Genomic DNA, 16,718 nt, shown 5'->3' with positions numbered 1-16,718 from the left:
GCTGGTCGGCCTCCTGGCCACTGGCGCCAAGCCAAGGGCGGCGGGCCGTGACCTGGTCGTCCGAAGTTCCGACGTACGTACGCGAGGAGCCCTATGAGCACGCCCGCCCCGGACCCAACCCCCGCACCCGCCAGGCCAGTTGTGGTCCTGCGCCCCGCCCCGCAGCGCACGGACCGCATCTTCACCCCCGCCGCCCTGGGGTCGCTCCGCGACCGCTTCACCGTGGTGGACCTGGAGAAGGAGCCCTCCGAGGAAGCGCTGGAGGAGGTCCTGCCCGACGCCTTCGCGATCGTCGGACAGCCCGACCTTCCGGCCCAACGGCTCTCCCGCGCGGGCAGGTTGCGGGCTCTGCTCAATGTCGAAGGCAACTTCTTCCCCAACGTCGACTACGCGACCTGCTTCGAGCGCGGCATCCACGTCCTGGGCTGCGGCCCCGCCTACGCCCCGGCCGTCGCCGAGTACGCGCTCGCCCTCGCGCTCGACCTCGCCCGGGGCATCAGCCGGGAGGACCGCGCCTTCCGCGCGGGACAGGAGCGGTACGTCTCCGACGGCAACGCCGACGCCGTACTGCTGCAAGGCTCCGACGTGGGCCTGGTCGGTTTCGGCAACCTCGGCCGCGGCCTCAACCGCCTCCTCGCCCCCTTCCGGCCCACCATCCGTGTGTACGATCCCTGGCTGCCGCCCGGCGTCCTACGCGAACACGGTGTACTGCCCGCCTCGTTGGACGAGACCTTGTCCCGCAGCCGCTTCGTGTTCGTGCTGGCCACCGTCACCGACGAAAGCCGCCACCTCATCGGCGAGCGCGAGCTCCACCTGCTCCCGGACGGCGCCCGGCTCGTCCTGGTCAGCCGCGCCCCGGTCGTCGACTACCCGGCGCTCCTCTCCCACGTCGCGCGCGGGCGCCTCATGGCCGGCATCGACGTCTGGCCGGACGAACCGGTCGCCCCCGACGACCCGGCCCGCTCCCTCGACGGTCTCGTCCTGTCCGCACACCGCGCGGGCGGCATCCCGGCGGCCTTCGAGACCATCGGCGACATGGTTCTCGACGACCTCACCCTCATCGCCCAGGGACTTCCGCCCGCCCGGATGCAGACCGCCGCCCGTGAACTGGTCGGCCGCTACCGCAACCGCCCCGTGACCTGAGGGACCGTCCATGACCGCACAGCCCCACCCGGCCTCCGCGCTCGACATCCCCTGCGACGGCCTGCTCTTCGACAACGACGGGGTCCTGGTCGACTCCGATCACGGCGTCGACCGGGCATGGAGCCAATGGGCCCGTGACCGCGGCCTGCCGCCGGAACAGGTGACCGCCATGGTGCACGGCCGCCGGTCGGCCGACACCGTCGCCCTCCTGGTGACCGACCCGGACGAACGGCCGGCGGCACTCGCCGCGATCGACCGTATGGAGGTCGAGGCCGCGGCCACCACCACAGCGCTCCCCGGTGCCCTCGGCCTCCTCACGAGCCTGCCGCGCGAGCGGTGGGCGGTGGTCACCTCCGGAGTCACCCTCCTGGCACGGGCCCGCCTCGCGGCGGCGGGACTGCCCACTCCGCCCGTGCTCATCACCGCGGACGACGTCAGCCACGGCAAACCAGCCCCTGACGGCTACCGCGCCGCGGCCCGGAGACTGGGCTTCGCCCCGGCCCGGACGGTCGTCTTCGAGGACAGCGCCGCGGGGGCGGCGGCCGGAGCCGCGGCAGGCGCGGTCGTCGTCGGGGTCGGGCGGCGCGCACTGGCCACCCACGCCCCCGTCGTCGTCCGCGACCTGCGCGGCCTCGCCTGGCACGACGGCGTACTCAGTCTCGCCGCCGCGGACCTGCTGCGCCGGTGAGCGCAGTGATGGACGGGACCGCGCCTCAGTACCCGCCTCCGCCGCTGGCGGAGCCGGTCGACGGCGAGGCCGACGTGGAGGCCGCGGTGGTGACCGCGTTGCCGCTGGGGCTGACCACGTACCACAGCGCGCCGAATTCGTTGAGGCCCTGGCCGTTGGTCTCTCCGGGCTTGGTGTCCTTGGCGAAGTAGTACAGCGGGTGGCCGTTGTAGGTCACTTGGGTCGAGTGGTCCGACCGGGTGCTCGTTCCGACCATTGAGGCGGTCACGCCGCTGTTGTGGGGCTTTCCGGTCGTGGTCTGCGGGGGCCAGGCCCGCGTGCAGGATCCGTTGCAGGTCGACGTCTTCCCGGTGTCGGCCTTGAACAGGTACAGGGTCCTGCCGGAGCCGTCGACCAGGATCTGACCGAGCGGCGAGTTCGCTGTCTTCACCATGGCGGCGCCGCCGGTCGACGCGGAGGCACTGGCGCTCGCGGTGGTGGCGCCTGCGCTGGAATGGGGGGTGAGGGACGTGGTGGAACTGGAGCTGCCGCATCCTGAGGCAGTGGCCGCAACGGCGGCCATGCCAACGACGAGGGAGATGACGCGCTTCATGACAGACCCCTTGACCTGGGGGGATGTGGTGACACCGACGCGCCGACGGCGGGCCGCGGCACCAAGTTACGCACCGGCGCACCGCCCCCTTGCCCGGTCGAACCGCCCCACGCCGAACCTCACCCGCGCGGGTGACCGAAGGGCCGCGACGGCGTCCCGTTGACCTCACAGGCAGGTCCGTGGAAGCCGATCGGAGTCCTTCGGCGCCGGGGTGCGGAGTGCCCGTCAGCCGTTGTGTCCCGACGGGTGCTTGTCGTAGTTGTCGTTCCAGGACGCCTTCGCGCCGGAATCACCGATGCGGTACACGTCGACGACCGCGCCGGCGGACACGACCACCGCGAGTACGGTGGCGGTCGCGCGCAGAGCCGTCGGCAGGCTCCGCCGCGCGCCGGCGGACGGAAGGCTCTCGGTGGCCGGGTCCCCGGACCGTGCGGTCCGGCGCCCCAGCCACCAGACCCCGAGCGTCACGAGGAACAGCCCTATCGCCCACGGCAGCAGACCGTCGCCCAGTTCCGCGTGCTTACGCACCAGAGGATCGTCGCCCACACGGGCCTTGAGCCACTCCCCGGCATGCGTCGTGACCGGCACCAGCGCCAGGGTCACCAGCCCCAGCAGCGGAAGCGACAGCCCCATGCGGCGGGCATACCGGGGCTGGACCGCGCAGACCACCGCGGCCAGGGCCGTCAGCGGCACCAGCACCACCACGAAGTGCACGAACAGGACGTGCGCCGGAAGGCCGTTGATATGCGTAAGACTCATGGGGGGCTTCTCCACAGACGAGGACGTGCGCAGCGGGCCCACCGGGCAACCCGGCCGCCGCTGCTCGGAAGGAGATCGCAGCCTTCCACGCCAACTTCTCAAGTCCTTCTGAGATACGGCCCGCTGGCAGCCGTCCGCCCAGCGGAGTCCCCGGCTCAGCGGCCGGTCAGGCTGAGCGCGACATCGACGATCGTCGCTGTGTCGATCCCGTGAATCCTGTAGGCGTCTTGGAGTGCGGACGACTGGCCGAACTCGGTGACGCCGAGGTTTTTGGTCCGGTCACCGCGCAGCCCCGCCAGGAAGGCAAGCGTGTGGGGGTGGCCGTCCATGACGGTGAGCAAGGGGGCAGGGCTCTCCGAGGGAAACAGAGCCGAGGCGATATCGCTCCCCTTGCCTTGCGCGGACCGGAAGATGAGGTCCGGGCTCGTCAGGCACACGATTCCGGCGGTCACACCGAGCCCGGTCAGGGCATCGGCCGCCGCCACGACCTCAGGCATGATCGCTCCCACCCCGACCAGGGTGACCCGCTCGTCCGCGAGGGGATGATCGGTCAGGCGGTAGCCGCCGGCAACGGCATGGCGTCGGCGGCGCTCCAGCAGGAGAGGGTCCTCGGGCAAGCGGGCAAGCGCTTGGTCCATCGGGCGGGTCGAGAGCCGGAAGTACGCCGACGTCCCGCCGGGGACACCCACGTGGTCGATCGCGTCCAGGAAGCACCACTCGAGGTCCTGGGCGAACGCCGGCTCCCACGCGACGCAGCCCGGCTGCTGCAAGCCGATCGACGGAGTCGTGATCGACTGGTGCGCTCCTCCCTCGGGAGCGAGGGTGACGCCCGACGGCGTGCCGACGATGATCGACTGACCACCGGCGTAGATGCCGTAGGACCAGGGTTCCAGGGCTCGTGAGAGAAACGGGTCGTAGATGGTGGCGATCGGGACCAGCCGCTCGGCCCACCGCGACCAGGTCGAACCGAGCTCGCTGAGCAGGCTCACCAGGTTGACCTCGGCGATACCGAGCTCGATGTGCTGACCACCGGCGCCCTCGGACCATTTGAGAACCCGTTCGGGGTCATCGGCGAACCAGTCCGGTCGGTCCGCGACCGACCAGACCCCCGTCTTGTTGATCCAGCCGCCGAGGTTGGTCGAGGACGCGACGTCCGGACTACAGGTCACCACGCGGCGCGCCACTTCCGGTGCCTCGCGGGTCAGATCGGTGAGAAAACGACCCAGAGCCGCCTGGGTCGAGATCGGAGCGCGGTGCTTCCGGGACAAGGCGGCGGGAACGGCATCGGGCCGAGGATTCGTGACAGCGGCGCGCCGCCGCAGGGCGTGCCCGCGCTCCGCGCACAGCGTCGCCGCGAAGGACCCGTCCTGGAACCGTCGCCACGGGTCGGCCGGGTTCGCGCCGACCGACTCGGCGAGCGCCACCATCTGGAGGTCGGTGAGCAAGACCGAGTGGTTGTTCGGATGCCCTTCCGTAGGCAGGCCGCGCCCCTTCACCGTGTAGGCGAAGACGACCGTCGGCCGATCCGGATCCACGTGGGCGAAGGTGTCGAGCAACAGGCCGATGTCGTGCCCGCCCAGGTCCCGCAGGGCCACCGCGAGATGGTCGGAGGGTACCGACCGCAGCAGCTCGCGCAGCGCTTCGGACCCGTCGTCGCCGACAATCCGGTCGGCGACCTGCTCGGCGTCGACACGCAGGAGGCGCTGGTACTCCTCGTTGGGCATCGTCTCCAGCCGCGTACGCAGGTCGTCCCCTCCGGGACGGTCGAAGAGCGCGCTGACCTTCCGCCCCCACTTGAGCGTGATCACCTGCCACCCGGCTGCCTCGAACATGCCCATGAGGCGGTGGATCTGGACGTCGGGCACGATGCGGTCGAGCGACTGGCGGTTCAGGTCGACGACCCACAGCAATTCGCCCATCTTCGCCGTGGAGGGGTCCGCGACGGCCTCCCAGACCGCGCCCTCGTCGAGCTCGGCGTCCCCGAGAAGGCTGATGAAGCGGCCTGCCTCGGGCGTGGAGTCGAAGTGCGAGGTCAGATAGCGGTGGGACATGGCCGCCCAGAGCGCGGCAGTCGCCCCGATGCCGACCGAGCCGGTGGAGAAATCCACGGTGTCGGGATCCTTGAGCCGACTGGGGTAGGACTGCAACCCGCCTTTGGAGCGAAGTGTCGTGAGGTACTTGGCGTCAAGGTCGCCGATGAGGTAATTGATCGCGTGGAGTACGGGGGACGCGTGCGGTTTGACCGACACCCGGTCGTTCCGGGTCAGCTCGGCGAACCAGAGCGAGACCATGATGTCGACCATCGAGGCGCTGGACGATTGATGGCCCCCGACCTTGACGCCACTGGCGTTGGGACGGCCGCGGTTCGCCGCGTCGACGATCGACGTGGCGATCCAGAGCACCTTGCGGGCGATCTCTCGCAGCACCTCCTCCGCGGGAGCCGTCGATGCCACGGAAGAGGAGGTCACGGTCATCGGATTGCCTCGCAGACATGCGGTGGACGCGCGCGGTGTACGCGCCGCGACGGGGTGGGATGACACGGACGACGACGTCCGGGGCGCGCCGGACCGCCCGGCCGCGGTGCGGCCCACGTACTGCCGGCCGTCACGGCGCAGAGGACTCCGACCGGGGCGGTCACCGCGGAGAGGCTTCCGACCGGGGAGCGACCCGCATCTGCGACGCGAGGTGGGTCGCGGGTCCGCCGGGCCCGTCCGCCCAGAGGAAGGTGGCCGCCACCGGCTCGGTCACGGGCGGCATCGACATGAGGAACGTCGTTCCGCCCGCGTAGGTCATCGGCGTCGAGAAGTCCCCGTGGAAGTCTGCCCACCGGCCGCTCGTCGTGAAGGACGCGATGAGACCCGATGCCTCCGCCCGTACGTCGATCGTCGCCTCGTCGCTCATCCGGAACCGCCCGACGTACGGCGTGACGTCGATGTCCGCCTCGACCGGGCCCGGCGTGGTCGGCAGGCCGACGCCGACCAGCTCCCGCAAGAGCTCGGACACCAGCTCGTCACCCATGCCCTGGATGTCACCGCTCGCCATGACGCAGACGGCGACGCCGTGGTCGGGCGCCAGAACCAGCCGGGACTGCTGACCGCAGGTGCTCCCGATGTGGCCGACGATCCGCGGCTCGAGACGCTCGATCGACCATCCCCAGCCCCACGCGGGACCCCGGCTCGGATCCGGCTGGGCGATGTGGGGCTCCCGCATGGTCCGCGCGGTCCGCGTACTCATGAGTCGCGCGCCCGAAGGCGCCAGACCGTCCTCGAGGTGGTGCCGGGCGAACGCCAGGAGGTCGGCCGGGGTTGCCGCCAGCGTCCCCCCGCACGGCCCCGACGTCCTGGGGTCGAGCCAGGTCGAGACCGGCGTGAGATCGTACGACCCCGGCGCCGCCGGTACGTGACCGACCACGAGCGGTCTCGTCATGGTCTCCTCGGGAAGCGTCGAGGTGCTGCCGAGCCCCAACGGTTCGATGAGACGCGTCCGCAACGCCTCGTCCCAGGTCGATCCGGTCACGCACTCGATGAGCCGGCCCAGCACGTTGTACCCGGAGTTGGAGTAGGAGAACACCGCTCCCGGCCGGTGCAGCTGAGCCAGGCCGCTGTAGCTTTCAACGATCTTCTCGACGGCGTCGTCGCTCCGGACGTCCGGCTCGGCGGCATCGCCGAAGAACCCGCCGCAGTGCGAGAGCAGCTGTCCGACGGTGACGGTGCGCGCCACCTCCTCGTCCTCCAGCCGCAGCGGCGGCGTCAGGTAGTGATTCACCGGCGAGGACAGGTCGACCAGCCCCTCGTCCACGAGCTGGAGGACGAGCGTCGCGGTCCACACCTTGGTGATGGAGGCGAGCAGGAACACCGAGTCCGTCGTCACCGGAACGGTCGTACCCAGCTTCGCGATCCCGGTGGCGACGACCGTGGTCCTCCCGTCGACCAGCACGCCGGCCGCCGCCCCCGGGACGCCGTACCGATTCGCGAGATCGTCCAGGCGCTGTTGGAACTCCCGTCGGTCCACCCTTGGTGTCGTCATATCGGACAGTGTGCCGGGCCGCTGCCCTGGATTCGTTGTCCGGCCGTACGAAGAGCGCCGCTTGTCTTCGGAGCCACTCACCAATCACGCCGTCGGAGCGGCGAGGAGGATTTCGGCCATGCCCAACACCCCCTACCTGCACGTCGACCTGGATCGGCTCGACCGGAACATCCGGCGAGTCGCACAGTGGGCCGCGACGAACGACCTCGCGCTCCGCCCGCACGCCAAGTCCCACAAGTCGCCCCGGATCGCCCGGCGCCAGATCGCGGCCGGCGCCGTCGGACTGACGGTGGCGACGATCGGTGAGGCGGAAGTCTTCGCGGACAGCGGCGTGACCGACTTCTTCATCGCCTACCCCCTGCACATCGACGGCCAGGCGGCCGGCCGGCTCGGCGCTCTGGCGGACAGGGCCCGCATCGCGATCGGCGTGGACTCGGCCGAGGGCGCCGCCCGGGCGGGTCACCTGGTCGGCCGCCTCGGCGTGGAGGTGGTCATCGAAGTGGACTGCGGTCACCACCGCAGTGGTTGCCGCCCCTCGGACGCGGGCCTGGTCGCGACCGCCGCCGCGCTCTCTGGCGCGAAGGTCGCGGGGGTCTTCACGTTTCCGGGACACAGCTACGCCACGAACGCCGGGGCGACGGCCGCCGCAGACGAGGCACGAGCGCTCTCGGTCGCGCGCGCGGCCGTGGAGGACGCCGGGATCGAGGTCGCGGTGGTCAGCGGCGGATCGACGCCGAGCCTGGCCGACACCCGGCCCGAGGCGGTCACCGAGGTGCGCCCCGGGGTCTACGTCTTCGGGGACGCGCAGCAGTGGGAGCTGGGGACGACGCATCCCGATGACGTCGCGCTGACCTGTCGTGCGACGGTCGTCAGCCACGCCGGAGGCCGTGCGGTCCTGGACTCCGGCAGCAAGGTGCTCGCCGCCGACAAGGCTGCCTTCAACACCGGAGGAGGACGTCTGCTCGACCACCCGGACGCCCGGATCGTTCTCGTCTCCGAGCACCACGCCGTCGTGGACATGGGCGGCGCCCCGTTGCCCCCGCTGGGGAGCCAGGTCGCGGTGGTGCCCAACCACTGCTGCGCGGCCGTCAACCTGGCCGAGCGGCTATGGATCGACGAGGAAGGCGGCCTGCGCCCCTGGGCCGTCGCCGCGCGAGGGCGCAACAGCTAGCAGACTTCCCGCGCCGCGGGTCCTTGTGTGGTGAACCCGCACCAATCCCCGCCCGAGGTTCGGTCTCATTCACGAAACGAGGCCGCCGGGGGAGTGACAGTTTGATCGCTCGAGGCACCTTGACGGCCTCGTCGTCGATCGCCAATCCGCGAAGGAGAACGCGCTGTGTCCATCGAGGACTTCGCCCGCCACCCGCTCACCTTCGGCCCCAGTCCGGTGCACCCGCTCCCACGTCTGAGCGCCCACCTCGGCGGTGCCTCGATCTGGATGAAGCGGGAGGACTGCAACTCCGGGCTGGCCTACGGCGGTAACAAGACCCGCAAACTGGAGTACCTCATTCCCGACGTGCTGGCCCAAGGGGCCGACACGCTGGTGTCGATCGGGGGCCACCAGTCCAACCACACCCGGCAGGTCGCCGCGGTCGCCGCCCACCTCGGGCTGGAGTGCGTCCTGGTCCAGGAGAACTGGGTGCCTTCCTGGACCGATCCGTTGAGCACCGAAGTCGGCAACATCCTGCTCAGCCGGGTGATGGGAGCAGAGGTACGACTCGACCCCGCCGGTTTCGACATCGGCTTCCGTGACTCGTGGCGGCAGGCCCTCGACGACGTGGAGAAGCGCGGCGGCAAGCCCTACGGCATCCCCGCCGGCGCGTCCGACCACCGCCTCGGCGGTCTCGGCTTCGCCAACTGGGCGTACGAGGTGGCCCGGCAGGAGCAGGAGCTCGACACCTTCTTCGACACCGTCGTGGTCTGCACCGTCACCGGTTCGACCCACGCGGGCATGATCGCGGGCTTCGCGGCACTCGAAGACGCGGGCGGCCGACCCCGCCGGGTCATCGGCATCGACGCCTCGGCCACCCTCGACAAGACGGTCGACCAGGTCGGTCGGATCGCCCGGAACACCGCGGATCTCATCGGGCTGAGGCGTGACCTGCGGGACGACGAGATCACCGTGCTCCCCGGCTGGGCCGGAGACGAGTACGGGGTCCCGGTGCGGTCGACCCTCGACGCGATCCGCCTCACCGGCAAGACGGAGGGGATCATCATCGACCCCGTCTACGAAGGCAAGTCGATGGCGGGCCTCATCGACCTGATCCGCGACGGCGACATCCCGAAGGACTCGAACGTGCTGTACGCGCATCTCGGCGGCCAGCAGGCACTGAACGCGTACGCCAAGGCGTTCTGATGCCCGCGCTGAGGGGGAGCACGAGAGAGGTCCGAGCCCTGTGGAACTGCCGGATCCCGATGCGCGACGGCGTCGAGCTGGCCGCCGACATCATGGTCCCGGCCGGTGACGGCCCGTTCCCGGCCGTGGTGACACGAACCCCGTACAACCGCAAGCCGGGAATCTGGATGCGGCGGCTCGTCGCCGCCGGTTACGCCTACGTCATGATCGACATGCGCGGACGCGGCGACTCCGGCGGTGACTTCCAGCCCTTCGTCCAGGACAGCGACGACGGCTACGACAGCATCGAGTGGGTCGCCGACCAGACCTGGTGCACGGGCCGGGTCGGCATGGTCGGGCTCAGCTACGAAGGTCTCACCCAGTGGTGGACCGCTCGGGCCCGGCCGCCGCACCTGCGGTGCATCGCGCCGATGGCCATTGGAGTCGCCGGCCTCGGCCCGCGGCCGAGCTTCAACACCGGTGTCCCGCACCTCTACTGGAGCTGGTGGTTCCACCAGGTGACCGGACGTACCCAACAGCACTACGGCGCTCCCTCGTGGGGGCACAACATCAGGCACCTGCCGCTGCGCACCCTCCACGAGCAGGTCGGCACCGGTGGACGGTGGTGGCCGAAGTACGTGGACGGGCAGATCGACTACCTCGGCGAGGCGTTCGTGCTCAGCGACGACGACTGGGCGAACCTCGACCTGCCCGTGCTCGTCACCGTCGGCTGGTGGGACGACCAGACCACGATGGCGACGTGGGCCCGGCTGGCGCGGTCGCCCGCGGGTGCCAGGGCCCAGCTCCTGATCGGAGCCTGGGACCACGGAGGGAACCGGTCGCCGAGCCCGGTGCTGGGAGGACTGGATGTCTCCCGGTCGGTCATGGATACCGTCGGACACGTCGAGCGCTTCCTCGCACGGCACCTCAGGGACGACGACGAACCCGCTGATGCCCACCCGTGCCGGGTCTTCCGGACCGGGACGATGCGGTGGGAAGACCTGGACGAGTGGCCGTCCAGCGCGGTCGAGCCGACGAGTTGGTACCTGGCCAGCGGCGGCGACGCCCGCACACTGAGCGGAAACGGCCGACTCACGCGGACTCCGGAGAAAGCCGCCCGCGACACGTACGTCTTCGACCCGGAGAACCCGGCCAGGGACTTCACCAACCTCGACCTGTTCGCCTGGAGCGACCCGCCCCACGACCATCGCTACCTGCTGCGCCGCCCCGACGTCCTCGTCTACCCGGGTCCGGCCCTGGACGAGCCCGTCCACGTGAGCGGCCAGGCCGAGCTGGACGTCTTCGTCTCGCTGGACGCGCCCGACGCGGACCTGAGCGTCCTGCTGCTCGACGTCCATCCCGACGGCCGGATGATGCTCGTCGGCAGCGAACTCGGGTCGTGCGGGCTACAGCGGATCTCGATGCGGTCCGGGCCCGGCTCACCGCCCGTCAGCCCCGGGGAGATCGTCGGGCTGCGCATCCCGCTGGTCTGGCTCCACCACACCTTCCTGCCGGGGCACCGCATCGCGCTCGCGGTGACCGCAGGCGCGTTCCCCGCCTTCTCCCGCAACCTCGGCACCGGGGAGCCCTGGGCCGACGCCGTGGATTCACGCGTGGTGAGCGTGACCGTTCACCACGGCCCCGAGCACCCCTCGCGGCTCGTCCTGCCCGTCGAGAACAGCGGGGGAGCGGTATGAGGTTCACCGATGTCTCCCGTGTGCGCTCCCGCTTCGACGTACGGGTCGGGGCGAGGGACGGGGTCGACCTGTCCGTCGACGTCTACATGCCGCCTGCCCCCGGTGATCACTCGGTCCTCGTCACCCGCACGCCCTACGACAACAACCGCGCGGACCAGAAGCCTCCTGCGAGCACGGCGCCGCAGGTCCCCTCGGACCGCTTCAAGCTCCTGGCCGCGCGCGGATACATCGTGGTCGCGGGTGACGTGCGCGGCCGGGGTGACTCGGACGGGGATTTCGAGCCGTTCCTCCACGAGGCCGCAGACGGCGCGGACATCGTCACGTGGGCCCGTGACCTTCCCGGGTCCAACGGCCGCCTCGGCTGCTTCGGCGCGGGCTACGCCGGGTTCGCGGCGCTCGCCGCCGCGTCGGCCGCTCCGGTGGACGCGCTCGCCGTGTGGTCCCCGTTCGCGGCGGCCGAGGGCCTGCCGTCGCGGGGCGGTGCCGTGCGACTGGACTGGCTGTTCTGGATGCACCTCGTCGGTGGCCGGGTGCGAGGGCCCGTCGACGCGCCGCCCTGGAAGTCGGTCTTCAGCAGCAGGCCGCTGGCCGGTATGCACGAAGCGCTGGGCAGACCGGACGCGCCGTGGCCCGACTGGCTCGCCCACCTCGACCCCCAGGACCCGTACTGGAGCAGCCTGGCTGTGGGCGGCGGGACGAATGCGAGCGCGCCGACCCTCCTGGTCTCCGGCCGGTGGGACAACGGGCTGGGCGCCACGATGGCGCACTGGGAGACCGTCTCCTCCGCCGGAGGGGAGCACTCGCTGGTCATCGGCCCGTGGGACTCAGCCGGAACCCGGAGACCGGTGAGCGTCGTCGGCGGGGTCGAATGGGGGCCCCGTTCCGTCGTCGACCCCGACGAATTGCTCCTCGAGTGGTTCGACCACCACCTGCGGGACGACCCGTCGTCCTGGGCTCCCGCCCCCGTGCGCGTCTTCGTCACGGGCCGCAACGCCTGGGAAGACCTCGACCGGTGGCCGGTGGCCGACGAGGTCGAGACCTTGTGGCTGACCTCCGAAGGGCGGGCGAACACCCGGATCGGGGACGGACGACTGACGCGCGACGCGACACCCCGCGAGGCGGCCGATCACTTCGTCCACGATCCCGGGAATCCCGTTCCGTGGCAGCCGGATCACGGGTCCTTCTCACGGACCGGCCCAGCGGGATTCACCCTTGAGACATCGTTCGCGACCAGCCGCGACGACACGCTCACGTACACGGCGGCGACCGTCGACGTTCCCACACTCGTCCGGGGCACGCCGGTGGTCCATCTGTTCGCCGGGACCGATCGCGATGACGCGGACTGGATGGTGTCCCTCGAGGACGTGTTCCCGGGCGAGACGAGAACGGTTCACCTGGCACACGGGGTCGTGCGCGCGGGATCGGTGCCCGCGTTCCGGACAGGTGTGCCGGTCGGCTACAGGATCGCGATGACGGACGTGGCGCACGAGCTCCAGCCGGGGCACGCCCTGCGCCTCGTGGTGACCTCCAGTCTCTTCCCGCTCTACGCGATCAACCTCGGCTCCGCCGACTACCTCGGTGCGACGGAGGCCGAACGCGGTACGCACTCCGTCTTCCACGGGCCCCGCCTGCCCAGCAGGATCGAGCTCCCCCTCCACCGAATGGAGAACCATGACCAGGCTCCGTGACCTCGGCATCGAGATCGGGATTCTTCCCTCAGGACCCCGCAACGCCATCAGCGACGTCTCCGGCGTCACCGTCGGTCACGCCACCGTCATCCGCGACGACGACGTCATCGCCCGTACCGGCGTGACCGTGATCCGTCCACGGCCGGGACACGTCAGGACACATCCGTTGTTCGCGGGCTGCGCCACGCTCAACGGCAACGGTGAGATGACAGGTCTCGAGTGGGTTCGCGAGAGCGGTCTGCTCACGACCGACCTGGCCCTCACGGGCACCCACAGCGTCGGCGTCGTCAGGGACAGCCTGGTCGCGATCGAGACGGCGCACGACACCTTCCGCAACGCCTTCTCCCTGCCGGTGGTGGGCGAGACCGCGGACCTCGCCTTCAACAGCGGGAACGCCCAGTTCGTCACCGGCGAACACGTCCGAGCGGCCTACGAGTCGGCGTCCGCCGACGTCGAGGAGGGGAGTGTCGGAGGGGGAACCGGCATGGTCTGCCACGGATTCAAGGGCGGGATCGGAACGGCGTCGCGTCGTCTCGACGCGTCCGCGGGCGGCTGGACCGTGGGCGTGCTCGTCCAGGCGAACCACGGGACCCGCCCCGACTTCAGGGTCGACGGCCGGCCCGTGGGCCGTGACGCGCGCCTGGCACACGTCCCGCTGCCGGCCCGGACCCAGCCGGGCGGAGACCCGCCCATGCCGCCCGGCTCCGGATCGATCATCGTGATCGTGGCGACGGACGCTCCGCTGCTGCCCGGCCAGTGCCGTCGGCTGGCCACCAGGGCGAGCATCGGCATCGGCCGGGTCGGCGGCGGCATCCAGGACTCGAGCGGTGACATCATGCTCGCCTTCTCCACGGCGCCGCAGAACGTGCCCACCGAGGGCTACGCGGGCGGTCACCCGCTGGTGGCGCCCCATTCCGCGGTTCCGCACCAAGCCTTGGACGACCTGTTCCGCGCCGTCGTCGAGGCCACCGAGGAGTCGATCATCAACGCGATGCTCGCCGCTCCCACGATGACCGGTGTGCGCGGTTTCACGGCGTACGGGCTCGAGCCGGACGCACTCCTCGCGGCCTTCTCATCGGCGACCTGAGGCAAGCCGCCCCCGGTTCGGCTGGCAACCACCCGGTGAACGGCCGGATCAGACCAAGGAAGAAGGGACGGTCCCATGGCCGGTTCTGTCTACATCAGCGTGGACATGGAGGGAGTCGCGGGTGTTTCGCGGCTGCACAACACCGTCCCCGGGCACCGGACCTACGCACGCGGCCAGGAGCTCATGACCGAGGAGGCCAACGCCGCTGTGGCGGGGGCGTTCGACGCGGGAGCCACTCACGTGGTGGTGGCGGACAGCCACGGGCCGATGGACAACATCCTGCCCGCCCTGCTGGACCCGCGTGCACGTCTCGTCAACGGCAGCCCCCGTACCTGCGGCATGGTGCACGGCCTGCACGGCGACTTCGACGCGGCCCTCTTCATCGGCTACCACGCGGCCGCGGGAACACCCGGAGTGCTCTCACACACGTTCACCGGATTCTGGTCGGAACTCCGGCTCAACGGTCGGGCCGCGTCCGAGGCAGACGTCAACGCCCTCTACGCTGGCCGGTTCGGAGTCCCGGTGAAGCTCATCACCGGAGACGACCGGACCTGTTCGGCCGGTCTCGCCGGAGTCGAGGCGGTCCACCGCGTCGAGGTCAAGCGCTACCTCTCCTACAACTCGGCCGACGCCCTCTCCCCGGCCACCGCCAGGGCGCACATCCGGGAAGGCGCGGCGCGAGCCGTGGCGGATTCGTCGATCCGGCCGCCGGTCGTCCCTCACGACCTGGTGGTGGAGATCGACCTGAAGCTGTCGACGAGCGCTGATCTCGTCGCCATGATTCCGACGGCCGAGCGCTCGTCGGAGTACACCGTGCGGATCCGGTGCGCCACCGTGGATGAGATCTACGACTTCGTCAGCGTCGCCGGAGCACTGGCCGCGCACGTGGTCGCCACTCAGGCGACCGCTTCGCCGTGACGCGGCGAATCACTCGACGGCGGGGTTCATCAGACGCATCTGGAGCATCAACGCGAATCTCTCGTCCGGGTTCTCCAGGTCGATCTTCCCGACCTCGCTGAGCCGCTTGAGCCGGTAGCGGAACGTGTTGTGGTGCACACCGGCCGAGGCCGCGGCGGCGTGGATGTCGCCGAAGGCGTTCAGCCAGCACTTGAGAGTTGCCAGGAGGCTGCCGTTGCGCCGCTCGTCGTACTCGAGGATCAGGCTCAAGGGGCCGGTCACCGGGTCATGGCGTGCCAAGGACAAGTCCTGGAGCTCCAGCACCAGCGCGTCTATGTGCACCTCTGACATCGTGGCCGCGGTGCCCGCCGTCCCTCGCGTACGCAGTACGCGCAGCGCACGGTCGGCCCGCGCCCGCGACTCGTTCAAGCGCATCGGGTCGCTGATCGCGGTGCCGATGCCGATGACGGCCGGCACCCGCGTCCCCGTCCGCTTCAGGAAGTCGGCCGCGAGCCGCTTGGCGCGCTGCTCGTTCTGGTCGGCGTCCCCGGTGAGCGAGACCAGCCCGTACGACACGTCGCCGAGCAGGGCCGTCGCCGACCGCGGCGCGACCGAGGTGAGGTGCATCGCGAACGCGTCCGCCAACTGCTGGCGTTCCCTCGCCTGCCGGGAGGGATCGGTCTGTCTGTCGCCGTGGTCGACGATGTCCATGGCGACGACATTGACGGTCTTCCCGAGCAGCCCGAGGCGGCCGAGCGCGTGCGCGGCTTTGGGCCCGCCTTCGAGGGCGGTGGCCACCAGGTCGGAGCGCAGGCGGTGGTCGACGTCGGCTCCGGCTCGTCGGCGCAGCAGGTGGAGGGCGACGAGCTTCGCGGCGTCGGCCAGGGCCTGCGACCGCTCGGTGGACGGCGGTCCGGTGACCGCCGCCCAGATCGATCCCAGGATCTCGTCACCGGCACGCACCGCGATGGCCAGGCGCGGGATCTCGTTCTCGCTGATCTTGGATGCCTCGATGTACAGCGGCTCCTCCGTTTGGTAGAGGGCCTTGAACACCCCCCGGTCCTCGTCCTCGCGGAGGTAGACCTCGGGCACCTGGCGGTCGAGGATGGTCCGGATGCGAGCGGCGTCGGCCTCGTCCTGCCGTCCCGAGAACGCCAGCACGCGGTACCGGCGGTCCTCGATGGTGACCGGCGCGTCGATCAGTGCCGCCACGGCGTTGGCGAGGGCGAAGAGGTCGCCCGCGGCGACACCGCCCAGGGTGCTCGTCACCTCGTCCCCGACATCGTCCTGGGCCACGATGGTCCGGAGCATGTCCGCGAGCTGAAGCCAGTCCGCGTTCTCCGCCAGCGCGAGCAGGGCGACGCCCGCGTCGCGGGCGGCGTTGAGCACCTCTGGCTCGCGGTCCACGGGCGCCCGCACGATCAGGGCCGCGGCGCTCTGTGTCCCGAGAACGCGCAGCAGCTCCGCGATGTCGGACGCGCCGTACACCCCGATGCCGAGGACCAGCGCCTTGGGCAGGAGCGTGTGGTTCTGTCCGTGGTCGTGGACGACGACGGCCCCGACCTGCTCGTGGGCACTCACGTCGGCGACGACCACGTCGAGGAACGTACCGCCGAGGTCATTGAGGATCCTCGACAAGCTCGCACGCTGCGGTTTGGACGTCTCGCTCATATCCGCCTGAGTCTACGGGACGCTCCGCCGCGCGTCTTGGGAAGAACGAACGAACGCGCGGCCTCCGTTCGTTGACTGAAACCGAGGCGTGGCCGGGCCGTTGTGCGCCTTCGTTACATTGAACGATTCCAGGCG

13 protein-coding genes are annotated in these 16,718 nt (G+C 70.7%); 8 read left to right on the top strand and 5 right to left on the bottom strand.

Annotated elements, in window-relative coordinates; all coding sequences use genetic code 11:
- The first annotated feature begins 93 nt into the window (after nucleotides 1–93).
- Both ACIOC1_RS15420 and ACIOC1_RS15415 read left to right on the top strand, forming a co-directional pair.
- Entirely contained in the window at nucleotides 94–1,143 is a 1,050-nt protein-coding gene (locus ACIOC1_RS15420) for an NAD(P)-dependent oxidoreductase (RefSeq protein ID WP_391048041.1), read from the top strand.
- A gap of 10 nt (nucleotides 1,144–1,153) precedes the next feature.
- Nucleotides 1,154–1,831: an HAD-IA family hydrolase gene (locus ACIOC1_RS15415; RefSeq protein ID WP_355335204.1), complete on the top strand. Its 678-nt coding sequence runs from the start codon at nucleotides 1,154–1,156 to the stop codon at nucleotides 1,829–1,831.
- A 25-nt stretch (nucleotides 1,832–1,856) separates the two neighbouring features.
- Here ACIOC1_RS15415 and ACIOC1_RS15410 read toward each other — a convergent pair whose 3' ends face one another.
- From ACIOC1_RS15410 to ACIOC1_RS15395, 4 genes are all read right to left on the bottom strand, one after another.
- The gene (locus tag ACIOC1_RS15410) at nucleotides 1,857–2,423 is read right to left on the bottom strand and encodes a hypothetical protein (protein ID WP_401854575.1); all 567 of its coding nucleotides are present in this window, start codon (nucleotides 2,421–2,423) and stop codon (nucleotides 1,857–1,859) included.
- 225 nt (nucleotides 2,424–2,648) lie between these two features.
- Nucleotides 2,649–3,182, bottom strand: a complete 534-nt coding sequence (locus ACIOC1_RS15405) for a DUF2231 domain-containing protein (RefSeq protein ID WP_401854574.1) — start codon at nucleotides 3,180–3,182, stop codon at nucleotides 2,649–2,651.
- A 155-nt stretch (nucleotides 3,183–3,337) separates the two neighbouring features.
- A complete protein-coding gene (locus tag ACIOC1_RS15400) occupies nucleotides 3,338–5,656 on the bottom strand; it encodes a transketolase-like TK C-terminal-containing protein (RefSeq protein WP_401854573.1) in 2,319 nt (772 codons plus the stop codon).
- A gap of 160 nt (nucleotides 5,657–5,816) precedes the next feature.
- Nucleotides 5,817–7,208 (bottom strand): serine hydrolase domain-containing protein, encoded by a 1,392-nt coding sequence (locus tag ACIOC1_RS15395; protein ID WP_401854572.1) that lies wholly within the window; start codon nucleotides 7,206–7,208, stop codon nucleotides 5,817–5,819.
- Nucleotides 7,209–7,326: 118 nt separating this feature from the next.
- Between ACIOC1_RS15395 and ACIOC1_RS15390 the strand changes: the two genes are divergently transcribed.
- The 6 genes from ACIOC1_RS15390 to ACIOC1_RS15365 all read left to right on the top strand — a co-directional run bounded on the left by ACIOC1_RS15390 (nucleotide 7,327) and on the right by ACIOC1_RS15365 (nucleotide 14,933).
- Nucleotides 7,327–8,379, top strand: a complete 1,053-nt coding sequence (locus ACIOC1_RS15390) for an alanine racemase (protein ID WP_401854569.1) — start codon at nucleotides 7,327–7,329, stop codon at nucleotides 8,377–8,379.
- A gap of 165 nt (nucleotides 8,380–8,544) precedes the next feature.
- Nucleotides 8,545–9,564, top strand: a complete 1,020-nt coding sequence (locus tag ACIOC1_RS15385) for a 1-aminocyclopropane-1-carboxylate deaminase (protein ID WP_355335188.1) — start codon at nucleotides 8,545–8,547, stop codon at nucleotides 9,562–9,564.
- Nucleotides 9,564–11,240, top strand: coding sequence for a CocE/NonD family hydrolase (locus ACIOC1_RS15380; RefSeq protein WP_401854567.1), 1,677 nt, complete (start codon nucleotides 9,564–9,566; stop codon nucleotides 11,238–11,240). The genes ACIOC1_RS15385 and ACIOC1_RS15380 overlap by 1 nt, the downstream gene beginning before the upstream one ends.
- Nucleotides 11,237–12,928: a CocE/NonD family hydrolase gene (locus ACIOC1_RS15375; RefSeq protein ID WP_401854566.1), complete on the top strand. Its 1,692-nt coding sequence runs from the start codon at nucleotides 11,237–11,239 to the stop codon at nucleotides 12,926–12,928. The genes ACIOC1_RS15380 and ACIOC1_RS15375 overlap by 4 nt, the downstream gene beginning before the upstream one ends.
- Entirely contained in the window at nucleotides 12,912–14,015 is a 1,104-nt protein-coding gene (locus ACIOC1_RS15370) for a P1 family peptidase (RefSeq protein ID WP_401854564.1), read from the top strand. Before ACIOC1_RS15375 ends, ACIOC1_RS15370 begins: the two co-directional genes overlap by 17 nt.
- Nucleotides 14,016–14,090: 75 nt before the next feature.
- A complete protein-coding gene (locus ACIOC1_RS15365) occupies nucleotides 14,091–14,933 on the top strand; it encodes a M55 family metallopeptidase (protein WP_391048018.1) in 843 nt (280 codons plus the stop codon).
- Between the two features lie 9 nt (nucleotides 14,934–14,942).
- Here ACIOC1_RS15365 and ACIOC1_RS15360 read toward each other — a convergent pair whose 3' ends face one another.
- Complete coding sequence (locus ACIOC1_RS15360) at nucleotides 14,943–16,583, bottom strand: PucR family transcriptional regulator (protein WP_401854562.1); 1,641 nt, start codon at nucleotides 16,581–16,583, stop codon at nucleotides 14,943–14,945.
- Nucleotides 16,584–16,718: the final 135 nt, after the last annotated feature.

The organism is Streptomyces sp. NPDC088197, from assembly GCF_044741185.1.
Classification (GTDB): Bacteria; Actinomycetota; Actinomycetes; order Streptomycetales; family Streptomycetaceae; genus Actinacidiphila.
Note: the sequence above shows the minus strand (reverse complement) of the source record. Positions and strands in the feature narration are given on the sequence as shown.